Origin of the sequence: Halopseudomonas litoralis (assembly GCF_900105005.1) — a bacterium.
In the GTDB taxonomy this organism is placed as follows: Bacteria; Pseudomonadota; Gammaproteobacteria; order Pseudomonadales; family Pseudomonadaceae; genus Halopseudomonas; species Halopseudomonas litoralis.
Map to the genome: position 1 here is coordinate 1,630,985 of NZ_LT629748.1, position 20,142 is coordinate 1,651,126.

Annotated in this window: 20 protein-coding genes; 12 read left to right on the forward strand and 8 right to left on the reverse strand. The window is 59.5% G+C overall.

The annotated features are described in order from the left end of the window. Positions 1-311 precede the first annotated feature (311 nt). The 6 genes from BLU11_RS07960 (at position 312) to BLU11_RS07985 (ending at position 7,764) form a co-directional block, all read left to right on the forward strand. The gene (locus BLU11_RS07960) at positions 312-2,318 is read left to right on the forward strand and encodes a hypothetical protein (protein WP_090272838.1); all 2,007 of its coding nucleotides are present in this window, start codon (positions 312-314) and stop codon (positions 2,316-2,318) included. A 2-nt stretch (positions 2,319-2,320) separates the two neighbouring features. After that, positions 2,321-3,895, forward strand: a complete 1,575-nt coding sequence (locus BLU11_RS07965) for a hypothetical protein (protein WP_090272839.1) — start codon at positions 2,321-2,323, stop codon at positions 3,893-3,895. Next, positions 3,895-4,932 carry a hypothetical protein gene (locus BLU11_RS19245; RefSeq protein WP_157718627.1) on the forward strand — a complete coding sequence of 346 codons (1,038 nt, stop codon included), beginning with the start codon at positions 3,895-3,897 and terminating at the stop codon, positions 4,930-4,932. The genes BLU11_RS07965 and BLU11_RS19245 overlap by 1 nt, the downstream gene beginning before the upstream one ends. A 395-nt stretch (positions 4,933-5,327) precedes the next feature. Continuing rightward, entirely contained in the window at positions 5,328-5,765 is a 438-nt protein-coding gene (locus BLU11_RS07975; protein WP_157718629.1) for a hypothetical protein, read from the forward strand. Beyond that, positions 5,765-7,531, forward strand: a complete 1,767-nt coding sequence (locus BLU11_RS07980; protein WP_172828681.1) for a hypothetical protein — start codon at positions 5,765-5,767, stop codon at positions 7,529-7,531. The genes BLU11_RS07975 and BLU11_RS07980 overlap by 1 nt, the downstream gene beginning before the upstream one ends. Then, entirely contained in the window at positions 7,528-7,764 is a 237-nt protein-coding gene (locus BLU11_RS07985) for a hypothetical protein (RefSeq protein ID WP_090272842.1), read from the forward strand. Before BLU11_RS07980 ends, BLU11_RS07985 begins: the two co-directional genes overlap by 4 nt. A 72-nt stretch (positions 7,765-7,836) precedes the next feature. Here BLU11_RS07985 and BLU11_RS07990 read toward each other — a convergent pair whose 3' ends face one another. Further along, a complete protein-coding gene (locus tag BLU11_RS07990) occupies positions 7,837-8,325 on the reverse strand; it encodes a pilin (RefSeq protein WP_090272843.1) in 489 nt (162 codons plus the stop codon). A 258-nt stretch (positions 8,326-8,583) separates the two neighbouring features. Between BLU11_RS07990 and BLU11_RS07995 the strand changes: the two genes are divergently transcribed. The 3 genes from BLU11_RS07995 to BLU11_RS08005 are packed head-to-tail and all read left to right on the forward strand — an operon-like array spanning position 8,584 to position 10,153. Continuing rightward, the gene (locus BLU11_RS07995) at positions 8,584-9,045 is read left to right on the forward strand and encodes a tetratricopeptide repeat protein (protein WP_157718631.1); all 462 of its coding nucleotides are present in this window, start codon (positions 8,584-8,586) and stop codon (positions 9,043-9,045) included. A gap of 59 nt (positions 9,046-9,104) precedes the next feature. After that, a complete protein-coding gene (locus BLU11_RS08000; protein WP_090272845.1) occupies positions 9,105-9,641 on the forward strand; it encodes a glycoside hydrolase family 24 protein in 537 nt (178 codons plus the stop codon). Continuing rightward, positions 9,638-10,153, forward strand: a complete 516-nt coding sequence (locus tag BLU11_RS08005; RefSeq protein WP_090272846.1) for a lysis system i-spanin subunit Rz — start codon at positions 9,638-9,640, stop codon at positions 10,151-10,153. The genes BLU11_RS08000 and BLU11_RS08005 overlap by 4 nt, the downstream gene beginning before the upstream one ends. Positions 10,154-10,202: 49 nt before the next feature. On the opposite strand, the gene BLU11_RS08010 is transcribed toward BLU11_RS08005, so the two are convergent. The 3 genes from BLU11_RS08010 to BLU11_RS08020 all read right to left on the reverse strand — a co-directional run bounded on the left by BLU11_RS08010 (position 10,203) and on the right by BLU11_RS08020 (position 13,315). Further along, on the reverse strand, positions 10,203-10,496 hold the full coding sequence (locus BLU11_RS08010; protein ID WP_090272847.1) for a hypothetical protein: 294 nt from the start codon (positions 10,494-10,496) through the stop codon (positions 10,203-10,205). A 500-nt stretch (positions 10,497-10,996) separates the two neighbouring features. Next, the gene (locus tag BLU11_RS08015) at positions 10,997-12,946 is read right to left on the reverse strand and encodes a DUF7844 domain-containing protein (protein WP_090272848.1); all 1,950 of its coding nucleotides are present in this window, start codon (positions 12,944-12,946) and stop codon (positions 10,997-10,999) included. A 57-nt stretch (positions 12,947-13,003) separates the two neighbouring features. After that, a complete protein-coding gene (locus BLU11_RS08020) occupies positions 13,004-13,315 on the reverse strand; it encodes a DUF2388 domain-containing protein (RefSeq protein WP_090272849.1) in 312 nt (103 codons plus the stop codon). A gap of 248 nt (positions 13,316-13,563) precedes the next feature. Between BLU11_RS08020 and BLU11_RS08025 the strand changes: the two genes are divergently transcribed. Together BLU11_RS08025 and gorA are read left to right on the forward strand one after the other, a co-directional pair. Beyond that, a complete protein-coding gene (locus BLU11_RS08025) occupies positions 13,564-14,001 on the forward strand; it encodes a hemerythrin domain-containing protein (RefSeq protein ID WP_090272850.1) in 438 nt (145 codons plus the stop codon). A gap of 136 nt (positions 14,002-14,137) precedes the next feature. Beyond that, positions 14,138-15,502 (forward strand): glutathione-disulfide reductase, encoded by a 1,365-nt coding sequence (gene gorA, locus BLU11_RS08030; RefSeq protein WP_090272851.1) that lies wholly within the window; start codon positions 14,138-14,140, stop codon positions 15,500-15,502. 24 nt (positions 15,503-15,526) lie between these two features. Here the strand turns inward: gorA and BLU11_RS08035 are convergent, their stop codons facing one another. Then, a complete protein-coding gene (locus BLU11_RS08035; RefSeq protein ID WP_090272852.1) occupies positions 15,527-16,009 on the reverse strand; it encodes a copper chaperone PCu(A)C in 483 nt (160 codons plus the stop codon). 215 nt (positions 16,010-16,224) lie between these two features. Between BLU11_RS08035 and BLU11_RS08040 the strand changes: the two genes are divergently transcribed. Continuing rightward, complete coding sequence (locus BLU11_RS08040) at positions 16,225-16,557, forward strand: PilZ domain-containing protein (RefSeq protein WP_157718633.1); 333 nt, start codon at positions 16,225-16,227, stop codon at positions 16,555-16,557. Positions 16,558-16,570: 13 nt separating this feature from the next. On the opposite strand, the gene BLU11_RS08045 is transcribed toward BLU11_RS08040, so the two are convergent. Genes BLU11_RS08045 through BLU11_RS08055 form a run of 3 tightly spaced genes read right to left on the reverse strand, consistent with a single transcriptional unit; the run spans position 16,571 to position 20,124 of the window. Beyond that, entirely contained in the window at positions 16,571-17,671 is a 1,101-nt protein-coding gene (locus tag BLU11_RS08045) for a DUF1513 domain-containing protein (RefSeq protein ID WP_090272854.1), read from the reverse strand. A gap of 1 nt (position 17,672) precedes the next feature. Beyond that, positions 17,673-18,716, reverse strand: coding sequence for an imelysin family protein (locus BLU11_RS08050; RefSeq protein ID WP_090272855.1), 1,044 nt, complete (start codon positions 18,714-18,716; stop codon positions 17,673-17,675). 10 nt (positions 18,717-18,726) lie between these two features. Continuing rightward, entirely contained in the window at positions 18,727-20,124 is a 1,398-nt protein-coding gene (locus tag BLU11_RS08055) for a di-heme oxidoreductase family protein (protein WP_090272856.1), read from the reverse strand. Between the last annotated feature and the right edge of the window lie 18 nt (positions 20,125-20,142).

The following is a 20,142-nucleotide window of genomic DNA, read 5'->3' on the forward strand; positions in this document are numbered from 1 at the left end:
CGACCAATACTGGTTTTGTTTGCTGATGTGAGGATGCGCAGCTCGGGGCGCTGCGCATCCTTCGTTCTGGATAGGGAGCGAAGGAGCGGGCTATGATGGTGCAAGAAACCTGCTGCTTGTTAGCAATCGTTCTGCTACAGCGCGACCGAGCTTCCTTTCTCAAGGCTCTTATCTGGCTCCCAGCCCACAACGCAGCACTCCCTCCAAGCGGCTGAAGCAGAGCTAACTCCTTGCTCCTTATAGAGTTTCAGGCTCTTGTGATTTGCGCGAGAGACTTGACATTGCCCATTTTTTATGCCCGGAGATCCTGCATGACCATCAACGTCGACGACGTAAAGTTGCTCAAGTCCCAGCGCCTGACCGACGAGGAAGACGGTGGCGGCCGGGCCACCGGTGAGGCGGTGACAGATGGGGAGATGAACAACCTCTTTCCCGACATCAGCCGCCTTGACCGCACCCTGGGCCGCATCGCCCTGCGCAAGGTGTTCGCCGGGGTGATGACCGACAATGCCGATCCTTACCTCGGCGCCCACTCAATCGTCACTGAGGCCCCGGCTGACCCCCGCGTCAGTGTGCTGCTGTTCAATACTGACTCCCAGACGGATGAGCGGGCCGATGCTCGCTCCATTATCGAGGGGTACGTCGTGCCCAGCACGACGGCAGCCTTCGAACTGCTCGGTGACCAATTCGCTGGTCAGCGGGCAGTAACGGGGCTGCAGCGGGTGGAAGCGCGCCTGCCCGAGGTGGGCGAGGTCTATCAGCTGGTGGACGGCACCTACTCGCAGTACGTGCGCATCCAGGCGGTTGAGCCGACGGTCGAGGAGTTTGTCTGGGCATACGATAGTGGCAGCTTCGTCACCTTCACCCGCCGTCGGTTGTCGCTGAGTATTTCCTCGCCACTGCTGCGCAAGTTCCCCGGTGGCCAGCCACACCCGACAGGTACCACCCCGAAAAACCTGAACGGCGCGGACAAAAGCCAGGTGCTGTCCACCCAAGTGGCCGACGCCGCCCGATACTTCGGCATCAGCCCCTTGGCCAGCGCGATCACCGCGGGCGACATGAATCTGGATGTGCAGTCGGTGTACGCGCAACTGGTACCCAGTGCCACCCGGGAAAGCGCCCTGACCAACCAGCCCGGTGGCGCGCGCGGCAGCTACCAGGTTGCCAGCTCGCCCAGCAATCGCACATTTGCATTGACCTTCACCCAGGTGGAGGCGGGGCACAGCAGGGCATTCTTCACCACCGGCGTTTATCCGCAGTCGGTCAACCTGAGTATCGGCGGTGGTGTTTACGCAGACGACGGCGCGGGTGAGCTGACCCACCGCAGCGGCAGCAGCGGCTTCACCAGGATCACCATCGACTATGAGACTGGCGAGATCAACGCCTGGCGCTCCTCGGCCTTCACCGGATCGGCATCGGTCACCTACCGGCCTGCGGCCTCCGTCACCGGGCAGGCGGTTACCGGCAAAATCGACATCACCCTGGGCAGCCGCGGCTACGCCTACACACTGAACCTCTCGGCAGCCAAGCCCCGGCCGGGCACCCTGGCCGTCAGCTTCATGGCGCTGGGCAAATGGTACGAGCTACGCGATCGCGGCAATGGTGAGCTGACAGGCGAGGGCAGTGGCACGGTCGACTTTGCCAGTGGCGCCGTGAGCGTCAGCCTGGCGGCGTTGCCGGATGTCGGCTCCAGCCTGATCTACAGCTACATCGGGCAGCTGGATGACAACGTCATCAGTCATGTTGGAGTGGGGCCGGCACCGGATCTGCAGTTCGAGCACCGCTTGCCTCACGACGGCATCGAGCCGGGCAGCGTGACGGTCACCCTGACCATTGGTGATGAGCCGGTGGCGATGACAGACGAAGGGGACGGCACCCTGACCGGCGCCGCCGGTACCGGACGCATTGTCTACGCCACCGGCATGCTGACCTTGAAACTGGCCACCACGCCTGACGCGGCCAGCAGCATCCTGTTTGACTATCAACGCGCCGGGACCGATATCGACGTGCCACTGACCGCCAGCCCGGACACCGGGGGCATCATCACCGGCACCATTCCCGGCGCACCGCTCAACCCAGGGAGCGTGCAGATGCGTTGGCAGAGTCAGCGCAAGGCCACCATTCCCAGCACCAACAACGCGACCACTGCTTACACCGGCACTGTGCTGGTGGACCACGAAGCCGCCGACGACGGCACCGGCAACTGGATCGGTTACCTGGGCAGCATCAATTACACCACCGGGGCATTCAGCCTGCAGGTGGAGCAGGCCTACGACTACCACGAGCACGAAGTGCGCTATGAACTGATTGAGGTATAAGCATGGCCATATTGGCAGGAAAGCCCTACCGCTCGGTGGCCAAGGCCACGTCCACCGTGGTGCCCCGGCAGGAGATATTCGGCGGTACCGTGATGGTGCGGGCGCAATCAGCCGGCACCGACTACGAGCCGCAGACCGACGGTATTGCAGCGCCGGAGCTCACCATCGATGTGTTACCCGGCAGCGCTGACCCCATCGTCCCCGGGAGCCTCATCTTCGAATGGGGCGGTCAAACCTATATCGATCGTTCGGGCGTGCTGTTCCGCTCCATCAGTACGGCCACCAACGCTGGAGTGGCGGTGGGCACCATCGACTATGCAGCCCGCAAGGCCACACTGCAGACCTACCCAGCCGCCCAGGGCGGCGCGATCAACCGGCTGGCCTGCCTGACCAGCAATGGCGGCTTCTCGACCACGGACTTGTACTTCCGTACACCTGGTGCACCGCTGCGGCCGGCGAGCCTGCAGATCACTGTGGTGCGGGCAGATACCTCCGAGATCGTCACCGGCACGGCGGACCTGAACGGCAACGTCTCTGGCGGCGGCATCATCCACGGCACCGTGGATGCCCAGACCGGCGTTGTCAGCCTGCGATTCAACACCGATCCGGAGGACGCGGTCGGCGTGACCGCAGTGCCGATTATCGCGGCGCTGGTCACCTACAACGCAGTGGTGCAAACCAGCATGCCGATGTCGGCTGATCTGCTCGGGCTGGACCCGGTGCGCCTGCCAGCCGATGGCCGTGTGCCGATCTACCGTGAAGGGGATGTGCTGGTCATTCACCACACCGCCGAGCAGGACGTGACCCCAGAGGCTGGCCAGACCGTGGCCCTGGGCAGGGCGTACCAAGCTGCCATTGAGGTGGCGGACAGCCTGGGCGCGCCGCTGGACCCGGCACAATACAGCGTTGACCGCGAGTTGGGGCTGATCACCTGGGCCACGCCGGTGCAGCTGCAGGACCCCGACGGCGGCCCACTGACGCCACCGCTGACCCTGCGCGACCGGGTCGAGCATATGACCGTCTGCACCGAGGTGCAGATCACCGGCGCCGTTGGCATCGGCTCGCCCATGCCGTGGGACCTGCCAGCCGGGGAGACCATGGTCAGCAGTGCAGTCACCTGGGGCGACCTGCAGGCCCGGCTTTACCGCTGGTTCACCCAGCAAACCTGGAACCAGAGCTCGCCCAACTGGACCGATGCGCCTATCGGCGGCAGCACCACGGCCCAGTACAACCAGCTGAACTACCCGCCGATCATCACCAACATCGGCGCGATCGCGGGCAAGTGGGCGTTGGTGTTCACCAGCGCCACGTCCTTCAACGTGGTGGAAGAAAAGCTCGGGGTAATAACTACGGGCAACACGACATCCGACTGCGCCCCCATCAACCCGGCTACAGGGTCGCCGTACTTTACGATCCGGCGGGAAGGGTGGGGCAGCGGCTGGGCAGCAGGCAACGCCGTTCGGTTTAACACCGACGCCTGCCTGGGGCCGATGTGGGTAGTGCGGACCGTGCTGAGTGGGCAGGGCACAGTGGATGATGATCGGTTGAGATTGCAGATTAGAGGGGATGCGGACTGATGGCTGATGCGATTTTGTACTCAAGTATGGATGCCGCCGGCCCTGGCTTGCCCACTGCCGGCTCGCATGTTGAGCGAATGTACAACGTTCTAGTGCCCTGTTTGGTTACCGGCTATGGCGCGGGAGCTGAAGCGAAACCGGGGCAAAGTTGGTCCTTAGCGCATGCCGAGCTGCCGAATGGGTTTACGCTCCAAGCTCCGGATGGCGTGTATTACATCTTTTATAAAGGGTCCGGACTGCGCTATAGAGAAACGTATTGCCAAGTTTACATGGCGGAAGCGCTTAGCTTATTTGAATACCCGCCCATAGGAACAAACGTCCGGTCTGGAGATTACAGTCCCGATTATTGGGCGGGCGTTACCGACCGACTATGGACGAGTGCTCTTTGTGCAACGCGCACAAATTCAGCCTGGTGGCTTATAGCGCGAGGGGCGCAAGTTATATTTTCCACGGTCGGTATGGATGTTGATTCCACTTTAGGGTCAAGTGCATCCTCATTATCGGATCACGGCGATTTAAGTTTTTTGGGTAGCCTTGTGCTTAAAGCGCCTAACGCCCCAATTGCAGGTCCCCAGAACGCCTTTTTCCTTGGCGGTTTGAAATGGCCGGAGAATCTCGACTCTGCAGGATCGTCTTATCGCCGAGGCGGGAATATGTTCGGAGAAAATATTCGATTAAGAGACCCCTTGACCGGAATTGTTGAGCAGGGCGCTCTGGGCGCGATTGAAGGGAATCCAGCAAAACACAATGGACAAACCTACGCACACTTTCAAGCAGACCCACTCGGGACAGACCTGGCGCTTCAGCGCGTAGATGCGTTTATGCCAGGTCAAGGGAGTATCGGGTACATACCGGGTATGTTCTATGGAGGCCGTGCCGCGCACTACCGAGTTTCAGATTTGCTTTCACTTCTAGGGCTTGGCTCGACCTATTCCGCAACGCTCACCCCCGCAGAGATAGACGGTGAATTGTTTTACGTTGTGCCCACTTACTGGGGCTCACTGCTCGTTAGTTTGGCCGAGAAATACTGGACATGAACAGGTACCTTGCGCTGACCGCTTCGCTCTTCGAGTCCTCGCAACACCGTCGCGCTTTTTTCTCGCAGTCAGTTACGAAAAAAGTTTTCAGGGCAGACATCTCCTTAGCTCCCAGAGTGCCGGTATCTATGGCTGTACGCAGAGAGGGTATGCCATCAACTGATTACATGGCGACTTTAGCTTCTGAGTTCGCGCCCAACATGCATCTGGCAATTTTCACAAGCCAGAGTCGGCAGGGCACTCAATGGTTTTTACGAGAAGCAATCTATCTGCCGGTAATTGCTCAAGCGTATGAATACACTGAGCCCCGCTTGGGGATGACGCGGTGGCCCACCATTGGAGAAGGTTCAGATAGTTTATTATTCAATATCACCGAGGGCTCAGGTGAAAACCAGGTGTCCACTGTACCGGCAACGGTAGATTTGCTGGCTGCTGTGGACTCGGCGCGGGCAGTACGGCAGGCCGTTATCGTTGAGCGCATGGACGATGGCCAGTGGCGTGTGGCCGGCTATGGCGAGAGTCAGCAAGAAACGCTGGCCGCGCTCAATCTGCAGGTGACCACCTCGGGCACATTGTATGCGGTAGGCCTCGATGATTACGGCATCCGCTTCGTTCCTTCGTTGGCAGTCGCTGCTGGCCAACGCATCAGGCCCAACCGGTTTGCCGGGTGGCTTTACGAGATCACCGAGCCCGGCGTTCTGCCCGCAACCGAGCCGCAATGGTGGCCCATAGAGGGTGACAACCCCTCGCGCCAACTGGGCACCGCCCGGGCGATTGCCGTGCGTTACTACCGACCCCTGGCGCTGGGGCCAATCACAGCCGAGATGCTTTGATGATTGCTACTGAAGTGGATGCCGGCTGGCGAACAGCGCGGCAGGTCAGCGCACGCCCGGCCGCCAGTGCTTGGAGTCGCAAGCCTGAGCGCAGTCTGAATCGTGCCAGCGCCTGGGGCGATGCCCAGCCGACCGAGAAAACGACACGCACCGACTGGGCAGCTGTGCCGGCACTTGATCAAGGTCAGACTGGTCGCTGGGAATCGGCATCGCCAACAGACGGCGGGAGCGTGGCGGCAGGATTCGTTCAGGTGCCCAGCAAAGACCTTGGGTTGGCAGGAGCATGGGATCACAGCATTCGGCCGGCTGATTGGAGGGTGACAGTCTCCTATAACCCGGCGCCGGCAAAGAAGGACGCCAGTACCGCGCCACGCTATCAGCGGGTGGATGAATATGGCCCGCGATACGACGCAGCATTGGAGGTTGGGCGCAGCCTCTATGTGCCGGGCAACGGCCCGCTGGTGTTTAACTTCGGTGATGAACGGTATGCGCCGAGCAATTCCCCGTCGGTGTTCTTCGACTTCCGCTATGTGCCGCCCGCCCGGGTCATCCAGCCGGTAGACAGCGGCGCTGCGTTCAGCTGGCGGCCTGCACGACAGGTGGGAATACCGATGCAATTGCTGTGGGGCAGGGGGCGCCCTCTCGACCCCATTCCGACGGGCATCGATTACCCGGACTACACCGGCCCGATCACCATCATCGTACCGCCGCCGGCCGAGCCGGATATTCTGGAGACCTACATGATTGCGAACAGCGTCAGCCTGGCGGTGCTGCCCGATCGCACGCCTCTGGATGCCACCGGCATCCGGGTCGGGCTCGATATCGACAGCTTCGCCTGGACCCTATCCGCCAACCTGTTCGGACGCACCTCTCTGGCCCAGGTGCGCCCCGACGCCAACGGCCCGAAAGAGGTCGAGCTGACCATCAACGGCCACACCTGGGTATTCATCGTGGAACGCTACTCCGGTACCGGCAAACTCGCTGATGAGCGCTACACCATCACCGGCGTTAGCCAGACCCAGCTGCTGGCCAAGCCCTACGCCCCAGCTCGTAGCCAGAGCAACACGGTACCGCTCAACGCACAGCAGGCCGCTGAACTGGAGTTGCAATATACCGACTTCATCTTGCACTGGGACACCTGGAACGCCGGGCCACCAGACTGGACACTCCCGGCTGGGGCGTTCAGCTATGAATCCAAAACCCCGATGGAGGTAATCGCCGAGCTGGCCGAAACAGCCGGCGGCATCGTCAGCCCCTCGCGCAACAGCCGAGAGCTCACAGTGCTGCCTCGCTACAAGCAGCCGGTCTGGCAATGGTCCAGCGCCATCATGGATCGCATCATCCCTGCCAACATTGTCGCCTCCTGGGGCAGCGAGTGGCAACCGCAGCCGGAGTGGAACAGTTGCTACGTCAGCGGCACCAACCACGGCGTCAGCGTCAACGTCCGCCGCGCCGGTACCGCAGGTGATGAGCCTGCACCGGATGTCTTCCACGACTGGATCACCGGCGAACAAGCCGGCCGAGCCCGCGGTATCGCTGAGCTGTGCAAAGGCGGCAACCAGGAGATCATCACCCTGGACCTGCCACTATTCCCGCAGCAAACCGCACCGGGCCTGGTGGAGCCGGCCATGCTCTGTGAAGTGCGGGACATTGAAGAAACCTGGCGCGGCCTCTGCCTCGCCACCGAGATAACCGCCGAAGGCATCGGCGCCTCCCGGGTCAAGCAAACCCTCAAACTCGAACGCCATCACCGGGAGGGCGCATGAGCACAGTCAACCCATGGAAACGATTTATCGGCCTGCTACCAGGCGGCACGCGCACCGTCGGCACAGTCGCCAGCGTGGACCTGCAGAACGGGACCAGCATCATAACCCTGCGCAACGGGAGTCAGATCAGTGCAAAGGGCACCAGCGTGGGGCGGGGGTTAAAGGCGTTTGTGGTGGATGGGCAGGTGATGGGGCAGGCGCCGGGGCTGGTGCAGTATGAGGTGGAGGTATGACCAAGCTATATTTCAAAGTGAAAGCCCCAGAAGGTCTGAGGCTTTCACGCTAAATGGTCAGGTGAGTGCTAATTAATCCCCGTCGCCAGGCGGCGGTGTAGTAGTACGGCAGCTGGCTGGGAAGTATTTGTTGTTGTCTGCAGTGCTAGGCTTGCACTGCCACAAAATCGGGCCGGAGTATCCTGCAGCGATAGTTGCACCTGCAGTGGTTTGCGGCGTCATCACAACAGTAGATCCGTCTAGACCAGTAACATTTGTGCCTTTGATAGTGGCGGTGACCACGCCACTGGTTACATTAACTTTCTCAACATACTGTGAGGTGATGTCTCCTTCGGCATCCAACCCAGCAGCCTCGTTGTTAGCAGGTAGAGTTCCTTCTGATTGAAAGTACTCTGCAACAGCAGTACGGCCTGAGGAGGCAAAGGTCAATACTTCAGACATCTTTGCGCGGTTAGTGTAATCCTGATAAGCCGGCAGCGCGATTGCAGCCAAAATACCGATGATCGCCACTACGATCATCAGTTCGATAAGCGTAAAACCTTTTTGCATTTGAGCTTTCATTTAAATCTCCATATTTTTTGAAAGGCCGTATGACCTATCTGAGGCATAGCAGGTACCGTGCCAGCTTCTCGATTCTGCATCAGTCTGGGTCTGTACCTTGCGTAAACTGTGGCCTTGCGGAGGTCATCACGCGGAGTCCCCACGACAGGGTTGTGGTTTGTTATCCTATTGGCAGCACTGTTTGGCACACCTACTACTGTGCCAAATGCCAGAATGGCACACCTGATGGTGTGCCAAATCCAATTCAAGGGACGAACCGTGGACGCAATCAGCCTGGATACAGCCATCCTGATCACTGGGATCAGCAAGCGGACCCTCTGGCGCCGGGTCACCGAAGGCCAGCTCACCCGTCTGGAAACAGACGAGCGCGGCCGAGCCATGGTCGCCTTCAGCGAGATCGCACCGCAGATCAACATCCCGATCGAGCCGGAAGATTATGAGCTGCTGGTCGATGCCGACGCCGGCGATGCGGACGCGCAGAACGACTTGGCTCAACTGCTGATCGACATCAATCTGTTGGATATGGGCATGCACTGGTTGAAGCAGGCCGTCGACCAGGAACACCCAGACGCCATGCACAACCTAGCCAAGCTGCACTTTAAAGGCATCGGCGTGCCGAAGGACGAGAACGCCGGCCTGATGTGGCTGGCCAAAGCCTCAGCCCACGGCCACGTGATCGCGCGCCAGCAAATGGATGCATTGGTGTCTCGAACAAACTGACGCAGTAATCACTCACCAAACCCGCCACCCGGCGGGTTTTTTATTGCCTGGAGAAAACCATGCCAGTAATCACTGAAGAAAAGGCCGGCGGCATCAACGTGCTCGCCTTCCTGGATATGCTCGCCTGGAGCGAAGGGACGAGCACCATCAAAGCCTCAGATGACGGGTACAACGTGTTCGTCGGCGGGGCGCTGTTCACTGACTACAGCGATCACCCACGCCGGTATGTGAAGCTGCCCCGGTACGGCATTACATCCAGCGCGGCCGGGCGGTACCAGTTCCTGGCTCGCACCTGGGATGCCATCGTTCGCAACTACGGATTCCGCGGCCGCTTCATTCCCGAGGCGCAGGACCTGGCTGCTATCAAGCTTTTGATGGAGTGCGGCGCCTACCGGCTGATCCAACAGGGTCGTATTGAGGATGCCGTAGCCAAGGCCGCGCCGATCTGGGCCAGCCTGCCCGGGGCAGGGTATGGCCAGCGTGAACATAAGCTCGCGCAACTGCTGGAGATCTACGAAGGAGAGCATGCCGCCGAGCAGCATACTGAGCATGAACTGGTGGCTGTGTACTCGGACTGCGGGGGCGCGCTGGCATGATCGCCGTCCGCGTCCTGGCGCCATACATCATTGCGCTGGCAATTGGCTCCCTGGTCGGATCGTGGGCCACCAGCAACCACTGGCAGACGCGTTACAGCGAGCAGCAAACAGCCCACACCGAGCTGCTGCGCCGGACCGCCGAGGCCAATGCCGCAGTAATCCTGCAGCAGCAGGCTAAGCAGCAGGAACAGTCCTGGCGCCTGGCTGAACTGGATACCAAACACACGCAGGAGCTATCTGATGCACTATCTGAAAACCGCCGCCTCGAAGATCTGTATTCTGCTGCTGATGGCGAGCGCCGCAGGCTGCGCATCGAAGTTATCGTCGCCCGTAACGATGCCATCGTGTCCGAAACCACCAGCGCCCGCAGCGTGGGCGATGCAGCCCCCCTCGAACTCAGTGGAGCAGCTGGACGCTCTGTTTGGAATATTCGAGCCGGAATGATCGAAGATCAGAAGAAGCTGTTGTATTGGCAGGAGCGGGCGAAGGCGGTCACTGCAACGGAAGAATGAGCCCCGCCCCCCCTCATTCCTCACATTTCCCACCTCTCGCTCCTATCGATTACTCCGCTCGGCACAGCCATGACTGCGCATACATCACGCCATCAATCTCCTCTGTCCCCGTCAGCACCATTCCATTGGGCGCCATAGAGTGCAGCTGACAGTCCATCAATTCCGGCCAGGGCGGCTCGCTCAGCGGCCACGCTCCCCGGATTGACGCAACCACAGATGACCGGCCCATCACGCAGCTTTCATGATTGATCGCCACGTCGACCCGCTTGCCTTGGTCTTTGCTCAGCTCTTTTGGCGTAAACGGCACGCCGCGGCGTCGCATCAGGGTTACTCTGAAAATCATGGTCCACCTATACTGTATTTATAGCCAGTATATTGCGGAGCGAGGGAGATATGGAATATTGCCCGGACGGGCGGAGGGGGGATGTAAATCTGATCCGCAATTATTTGAAGGCCCGCGCCGTTATTGGCCTGCAGAGGCATCAAAATTATGTAATTGCGGACTTAATATTGTCATAACATGCTGATTTTGTTGGATATGTCGATGGACTTAAAATCCCTCGGAGGAAACTCCGTGCCGGTTCGATTCCGGCTCCGGGCACCATTTTTAAATCACATGTTTACCGAATTTTACGGAGTGCTTTCACGGTCCGTAATTCAGCTACGCTGTCCGCCCCCGCCGTTTTCTGTCCATCCCGGCTCCCGAAGCGCCCAATAGATTATTGTATCCAGTAGATCGCCAACCTCTCGAGCAGCTATAAAAGCTCAACCAAAGCAAGCCGACGATCCAAGCGCTTTTCTCCAGGCTGTTGTCATGACGTATCCTGATGGCTGCGATAAAGCTCAGGGCAGTTGAATACCGCCAGATTCTGCGTGCAGCCGCCGCAGCTGCTGTACGAGCAGGCTGATGTTGGCGCCGGTGGCATTCAGCTGTAGACGCTGTTGTGCATTCATCAGCGACAGCAAGCGGTTCTCCAAATCCTCAGCCGTAGCCAGCAGCGCCTGCTGTTTTCCAGCGGCAAGCTGAAGAAAACGCTGCGACTCCTGCGGTTGCGGTAATCCGTAACCCTCGCTCAACAGCTCGCCGGGCCGGCTGAGAAAGCTGCTGCCACTCAGCAGTCCCTGCATCATCTGGGCAGCTTCGGTCAGCTCTTGTGGGGCATCGGCAGCCAGGAACCGCTGTTTGAGATCCTGCTGTATCTCCAGCACATGCCGACGCTGAATGGCTTGCTCCAGCACCAGCAAGGCGGCAGTTGATCGGGTGTCCGCTGCGGTAAACCAGGCTTGGCGATCGCTGGCCGGACTGGTGAACCAATCCTCCAGGCGGTCGAAGGGCACCTGCTGCTGGCTGCGGAGCACCTCGAACATGTAATTGTAGCGTTCCCGATATGAGTCGAAATAGTAGCCCTGGCGCAAGGCTGCCTGGCGGTCCTGCAAGGGGGTCAGGTCCGCCAGCCCGCGGGCGTGGAGCAGTTCAAGCAGGCCGGTGGGCGTCAGGCTGTCCAGATCATGCAACTGGGGAAGTGCGCTGCCGCTGCGTAGCAGCTTCAGGGTTTCGACTGCGCAGTTGTTGCTGATGAAATAGTAGGTGCCGTCATAACTCCAGTGCAGAGTGGCGGCCTGCTCAACGAGTCGGTGACGGGCCTGTGCATTGATCCGCAACGGGACCGAACTGAGGTCGCGCAGTTCGAGTTGAGTGTACTCATCCACCACTTTCTGCAGCGGCAGCATGAACAGACGGGAGGGGTAGTTGCCAATCAGCCCATCGAGGCTGGACAGCTGCAGATCATCGACGAAAGCGCGGAAGGACAGCACCAGATGGTGATCCAGATCCAGCAGACAGTCGGGGCCTGGCTCTCGACCCGGAGCGCAGATTACCAGGCGCAGCATGCTGTGGCCCCACCGGCTTACCCACTTGTCATTGGGCTCCGCCAGCATGTAATGCACCGCGTAGACCCGCTCTGGATCGAGCCAGCCAAGAGCAGGGCGCTCTGTATCCAGACCAGCGTACAGGTAAGGAATTTCAGCGGGGCAATCAGACGCTGCTGGCGCCCAGTCGAAATGGTCCTTCAGATAGGCATGCAGCCCCGGGCGGCGGCAGGAATATTGCGGATCAAGCAGAAAGTATTCGAGATTGACTGCCAGATATTCCGCCGGGCTGTACAGCTCGTACTGGTCGGGACTGCGGTAGGACTGACGATTTACCCGCTCGCGGACGCCGCGACGGCCTGCCTGTTGTGGCCAGCCGGCCAGATCGAGAAAGCGCGGGTCATCGCTCAGGGTAAAACGACGCTCGGTCTGGCCCCGGCATTCCGCCGGTAGCCCGGCCTTGCCCTGGGTGCGATAGCGAGTGCGGCATTGACGTAACAAGGTCTGCTGCTCAGCACGCCAATAGCGCCCCTGATCATGCAAATGAGCCAGCTCATGAATCAGTGTGGCAAGCAGTTCCCGGCGCAAGGTGCCGTGCTGACGCACCTCGGGAAAAGCACCTTCGCGCCCGGCGGTGAGGTCCGCCAGCCAGCGTTGATTGAGCTCCAGCGTGCCGCTGGGCGTGGCGCGACCGAAGACCGCCTCGGGTAGCCGCTCGCTCCAGCGCACCGGCACCTGTCGGTCCATCTGCTCCACCAGCAAGGGTGGCAGCAGCACAGTGGCCTCGGCAAGCAGCGCCTGACTGGCCTGCGTATGGGGCGGGGTGAGCTGGCGCTGGTCCAGCACCAGCTGCAACTCGGCCTGGGCGAGGGGACTGCTTATCAGCAAGCCAACAAGTAAAAAACGCCTTATGGCAGACCGCATCTTATCCAAACTGACCGGTCGCCTCAGCTCTCAGGTCGCCGCTGACAAAGAAATGCCTCACAGCGCCAGAATTGCCTCGGCCAGTTGCATGTCGGTGGCTTCCAGATCGGGGGAGGCTTGACGGATATGGACCAAGGCCGCCTCGAGACGGGCACTGCGCAACTGGCCGTCACTGCCGACAAAGCTGGCTGCGTCCTCGCGGGCCTCCAGCACGATCTTGTTATTGCCGGAGGTGGCGTCACTGGTCGCGTCAATGGTATTGATCAGAGACCCGGCCACGGCGTCGGTGGTGCCAATGAAACTACTGCCATGGGCGCTGCCAGTGAGGGCAATGAGGCTGGTAGCAATTATCAGGGGAATGCGTTTCATGATAAATATCCTTTTGGGCTCGGGGGCGTTGAAGACTTTCTATTGCACAGGCCAAGGGGAAAGCGCGGCTCGGTGCCAGCACATTGATTACTATAGCCTGCACCAAGCAGGAAGGCATTGTAGGCTTGCCGAGGAGGGGTATGAAAGGGCGAGCAGCCAAGAGTGGCGTTTTTGTAGGGCCAGAGTGGAGCTGAACTTCAATCGGTGTGCTCAGTCCAAAAGGCTACGCAAGGTTAACGGAGCGGCATATGACCATTTTTGAAGCATTACGGATCAGCCATGACAAGCAGCGCGAGTATGTTGACGCTGTGCTACGCACCAGTGGAGATACCCCGGAACGGGTGGATGCCTATCAGCAACTCAAGGAGGAGCTTTACGCCCACGAGACGGCGGAAGAGCGCTATTTCTACATTCCCCTGATGGGCCATGAGAATGGCGTTGACCTGAGCCGCCACGCCATTGCCGAACATCACGAAATGGATGAACTGGTTGAAAAGCTGGATGAGATGGAAATGTCCAGCTCGGCCTGGTTGTCCACGGCAAAAGCCTTGGGCGATAAGGTGCTGCATCATCTTGAGGAGGAAGAGCAGAAGTTCTTTCAGATGGCGGGCAAGCTGCTTACCGACAAGCAGAAGGCAGAACTTGCCGAGCAGTATAACGATGAATATGAGGCGTTGCTGCAATAGGTCTGACCCGAACGCGAACCGAGGCTGACACAGCTTTCCAACAATGTGAAATCAAGAATCGCTATCCCGGCATTTCGGCCGGGATGCACTACATTCGGGTATGCTGTGGCTTTGTATCAGCAGCAGGGCAGCAAATATGTCGGATTATGATTTTGACCTTTTCGTTATCGGTGCCGGATCGGGAGGGGTGCGTGCCAGCCGTATGGCAGCGAGTTTTGGCGCGCGGGTAGCGGTCGCCGAAGATCTGTATCTGGGGGGCACCTGTGTCAACGTCGGCTGCGTGCCGAAGAAGCTTTTCGCCTATGCGGCCCATTTCGCTGAGGATTTCGGTGATGCACAGGGCTATGGCTGGGATCTTTCCAAGGCGCGGTTCGATTGGCAGCGTCTGGTTGAAAACAAGAATACCGAGATCACCCGACTCAATGGCATTTATCATAATCTGCTGACCGCCGCTGGGGTGACCCTGGTGCATGGCCGGGCTCGATTGATTGACTCTCATACCGTGGCCGTGGGGGATGCCAGCTACACGGCAGAACGCATACTCATTGCCACCGGCGGCTGGCCGTTCATCCCTGAATTCCCCGGTCATGAACACGTGATCAGTTCTAACGAGGTCTTCTATCTCGAGCAATTGCCCAAGCGCGCCATGGTGGTCGGTGGCGGCTATATTGCGATCGAATTCGCCAGCATTTTCCATGGCCTGGGTTGCGAGACCAGCCTGCTTTACCGTGGAGCACAGTTCCTGCGCGGTTTCGATCAGGGGCTGCGCGACCATATGGTTGTGACTATGCAGAATAAGGGCGTCGATTTGCAGTTCGATGCGGACGTTGCCCATATCGAGAAGCAGGCCGACGGCAGTCTGCTGGTATCACTGAAGAACGGTGAAACCCTGGAGACCGATCTGGTTCTGTATGCCACCGGACGAAGACCGAAACTGGACGGCCTGGGTCTGGAAAATACCAAGGTGACGCTGGATGACAAAGGCTTCGTCGCAGTAGACAAACTTTATCAAACTACTGATCCGGCCATTTTTGCTATCGGTGACGTGACCGCTACCATTCAATTGACACCCGTGGCGCTGGCAGAAGGTATGGCGCTGGCAAGGCGTCTGTATTGCCCGGACGAGTATCGACCGGTGGATTACAAGGATATCGCCACCGCCGTGTTCTGCATCCCGAACATCGCCACGCTGGGGCTTACCGAAGAGCAGGCGCGGGCCTGCGGGCATAAACTCGATATCTACGAGAGCCGATTTCGTCCGTTACGCAACACATTGGCGGGCAACGATGAGCAGAGCTTCATGAAAATGCTTGTGGACCAGCAAACCGATCAAGTGCTGGGCATCCATATGGTCGGGCCCGACGCAGGCGAGCTCATTCAGGGGCTGGCTGTGGCGATCAAAGCAGGGGCGACCAAGGCGGTGTTTGATGCCACGCTGGGTATTCATCCCACCGCGGCGGAAGAGTTCGTCACTATGCGTACGCCGACTCGAAGCGACTGAGCCGGCGCTGTGCCGCCATGACGCTCAGTGATGACTGTGAGCGTCATGGTTGGGGGAGGCGGGTGCGGGTTCACCCGTCACCATGACTTCAACCTCTACCTCGCCGGCATGCTCGAAGCTCAGCGTCATCGGGTAACTGCTACCCTCGACCAGCGGCTGTTGCAGACCGAATAACATGAGGTGATGGCCGCCAGGCTTGAACTCCACCTGTGCCCCTGGTGCGATCTCAACGCTGTCGATCTGCTGCATCTTCATCAGCCCGTCCTGGTGAATATGCTGGTGCAACTCCACTCGCCCGGCAATGGTGGATGCCGCACCGATCAAACGGTCAGTCCGATCGCCCTTGTTCTCCAGCACCAGATAGGCAGCACCTGTGGGTGCCACCGGCGGCAATGCTCGTGACCAGGGGTGGTTAACATGAATATCGCCTACCGTAAAATCATGTGCCAGTGCCTGGGCGCCAAGTAGCGTCGCGCCGAGTAATATACTCAGTTGGGTTAATCGCATGGTTGATCCTCGATAGGGCGGGCCGGTGGGCCTGTGGATGGGAGCTGATTATCGCTCGGTCATTATGGACAGCAGTCAAAGGCTGAGGCAAGCCAGAGCTGTTATGTCCAACGCATCACAAAACGCTTCAATACTTTCATAAATACATGGAATATGGCTTTTCGCTACCACGCAAATGGCCGACACTTGTGGTCATATATCAGACAGAGCATTTCATGAACGAAAGACGAAAACTGGAGCGCCATCACGTGAGTAACAGCCTGGAGGTATATGACCTGGACAGCGGAGAACTTCTCGGTCGCGTGGTGGATCTTCACGCCGAAGGGTTGATGTTACTCAGTGAACAGCCGATCGAGTTGAACAGAGCCTGGGCGCTGCAGGTGAATCTGCCGATGAATCTCAACGGTATCAGCGAGTTCATGCTTGATGCGGAGAGCCGCTGGAATCGCGAAAGTATCGCCGGCGGCCAGTATTGGACCGGCCTGCAATTCACCCACCTGCCTGATGACTCCCGCTCGTGTATCGAACGTATGGTGTCCAGTCAGTGAGCGGAAGGACCGCTCAAGCCCGGGTCAGATGATTGTCCCAGCGCAGGGCATGCCGGCTGATCAGTTCCGGCTTCGCGCCGGTTGTCTGAATGCGGTACAGGCCACCATGTCCGGATGATACGACAAAATTGCCGTCAGGCTCCGCCAGCACACCACCGGGGTCGGGTACCGAGACAAGCCCCATCGGTTGCCCCGAGCGATAATCCAGCAGCATGACGCAATTCCCTCGCGGTGCGGTGATGGCAGCGACGCCGTAGCGGGAGTTGATCGCAACGCTGGCGGTGTAGTTGCTCAGTTTTGCCTGTTCCTGCTCCGTCAGCGCTATCTCGGAAAACTCTCCACTGTCGGTGTCCAAGCGGGCAATGAGTGGCGGTGCTTCCCATTTCGGCCCCTCGAATTGATAACCGGCAATGACGATACCGTCGCGGCTGATGTCAAGGTGGTGACAGCTGAGCTGGTGATGGGAGGGCGTGCAGCGCTGCAGCACCTCACCGCTTTCACGATCCATCATTACCAAAGCAGGCTGCATTGTCTCCACATTCAGTTTGATACGGCCATAGTCGGGATGGGTCTTGATGCCACCCATGGCGACCACAAGGCGTTCTCCATCCGGATGCAGGCGCAACTCATGGGGGTCCATGCCGCCTACGGGAAAATCATGCAGATGGCGGTAGCCCTCGTCTGCAGCGTAGACACGTATATGGCCCGCCCCGCTGGAGTAGTGATTGGCGGTGGCATAGAAGCGACTGCCGTCCTCGCTGAAAACCCCATGGCCATAGAAGTGGAAGCCCTCACCAGCCTCAACTTTCGCTTCAAGAGTACCTTCCAACATATTGATTACATAAAGATTCAACCCGGGCCGGCGAGATATGATCACCGCCTGGTTACCCCTCGGGTGCAGACAGCCACTGTGGCAGCGCTCGACCACCGGAATACGGAACAGCTGCTGGCCGGCGCTGTTGGCCGCTACGATGAAGTGCCCTTCGATGGCGTCGTCGACCGAGCTGAGAAAACGTAAGTCCGGCAAGCTGCTGCCATTACCTGCAAGGGCGCCGGCACTGCAGGCCGCTGCAATACTCAACAGGCTGAACTGGATGAATTCGCGACGCTGCATCTCAGTCCCCATCACTGGAGTTGAAGCCACGGATAATGCCCAGCTCGCTGGCGATATTGCCGGACAGCAGTTGGTTCAGCTTGTCCACTTCGATGAAGACCAGCTGCAGGCTGCGATAGCCGTCGTCATTGGCGAGCAGCTGTTGCATATCTGCCTGCTGGTGCTCCAGCCGCTTGATGGTCGCGGTCAATTGCTGATCAAGACGCACGGCCAATTCGGCCCCTTGGTCATTACTCATCAATTGGCGTAGACCCGGCAGAAAGTACTGCTGCAAACCGACAAGACTGGCCTGGATACCCGCCAGCGAATGCTCGCTGCGCCAGGCGTCGGCAATGTACGGATTGCGGCGCGGCTTGCCTTCGAGCCCCATGGGTGCTGCCAGACGCTTGTTGCGCACGATCTCGAGGCCATGCATGGCGGCCAGCACTGTGGTGTTCTGGAACTGGGCGTTATCCAGGTAGTGAGGGCGAAATGCCTGCCATTGCTGTTGCAGTTGAACAGTATTTTCCTGCAGCAGGTTGCTGATGCCGGTCACCAGTTCACAGGCGCGCTGCTCGGGCAGAGGATGCTGCTTTGCCGCCAGCGGATCGAACAACAGGTATTCCAGAGCCGGAAAGCCCTTGACCGCCACACTGTCGGCCTTGAGCTGTTCAGCATTGATCGGCTGCTCGCTACCAAGCCAGTAGTTGACCTTGCGGGCGATGGTATTCTTGGCGTCCGGCCAGAACTGGAATTGCCAGGACAGATTGTCGCGCTCGATTGGTCCGAAATCGACAAAGCGCACCGCTTGCCAACTGTCGAATGCCTGGTACCAGGCGGATTCAAGCGTTTCACGCCCGTCGTCCGAGGGCGCTGCGCAATAGGCCGTGGCAGCCTCGTTCAGCGATGCCGTGGCAGTGGCGAGCGTCGCGTAACCCTCGGCGAGGGAGCTGTGCCAGAGGTCTCTTGGTGTTTCCGCCCAGGCAGTACTGCAAAAAGAGGCGGCAAGCAGCGCTGTGGTGCCCCATTTCAAGGTACGCAGGCTCAGGTTGGATAATGAAGACATGTGGGATCCGTTACAGGGAGTGCAGAAAGGTAAGCAGCGATTGACGCAACTCTGTCGGTAATTCGCGATAACGTTCGGTGGTTGCCTGCGCTTCACCACCGTGCCAGAGAATGGCCTCTTCCAGCGTACGTGCGCGGCCGTCGTGCAGGAAACCTGCCCGCGAATTGATCTGCTGGGTCAACCCCAGCCCCCAGAGCGGCGGGGTGCGCCATTCATTGCCGTCGGCCAGAAACTCCGAGCGGCCATCAGCCAGGCCTTCGCCCATGTCATGCAGCAGCAAATCGGTATAGGGCCAGATCACCTGATTACTCAGCTCGGGGCGGCCCGCCACAGTGCCGGTAGTATGCCGCGGCGTGTGGCAGGCAGCGCAACCGATCTCATTGAATAGCTCTGCACCCGATTGCGCGGCGGGGTTATCCATCTCACGGCGCGCCGGTACGGCCAGGCTCATGGCATAGAAATTGATGAAGGCAGCAATTTTGTCACTGACCTCGGGCGTACCACCATCAGCAAACCGATCACATTGCTGCGCGGCAGTGCAGTCGGTGTCCGGTACGAGGTTGGAGCTCAGTCCCATGTCGCCGGCGAATGCGGCCAGACTCTGTTGCATGACGCTGACCTCGGCCGCCTTCAGGCCGAACCGACCCAGGGCGGTACGTTGTTCGATACGGTCCCAGACTTGATTGGCGCGCCCGGAGATACCGTCACCGTCCTCATCATCCGGGTCCTCAGCCGCCAGGATAGTCGCCTCTGAGATGGCTTCCAGCAGGCCGAGACCGATCATCGGTGGCGCAACGCGGGGCGAGATCATCAGATCGTCGGACAGGGCGCCATAGTTGGGATTGTCGATGCGGTACAGCGGCCGCCGCAGCTCTACCTTGCTGCCATCCTCCAATGTTTCCTCGAACAGCTGCCATTCGACGTGCAGCTGCGCCTCCGGCTCCATCCCCGGAATGGCGGCGGTCTGCAGTTGGCTGCCATATACCGGGTCAGGTACAAAACCGTGTTGTCGCAGCACTTGCGGATCGGTATCCGGGCCGGCGGGGACCGATAGCCGCAGAAATAACGAAACCGCCGTCTCCCCCGGCGCTGGCGGATGACCGCGACCGTCCTTGATATGGCAGCCCTGGCAGGAATTGGTGTTGAACAGTGGACCCAAGCCATCGCGAGCATCGGTGCTGGAGGGCGCGATAACCCAGGGGTTGCGGAAGAAGCTGTTGCCCACGCTGAAATCCAGGCGGCTGGATATAGGTAGATTGCCCAGCGGCAAGGAGTAGGCATTGTGGTCGCTTTGCATCACAGTGCCGGCGCCACCGGAGTTGGAGGTATCTTGTACTGGAAAGTCAGCGCCCAGACAGAGGCCGGTGAACAGGAGCGCCGCAAGAGGTGTCAATGACAACAATTTCATGAAAGTGGATTCGTGGCC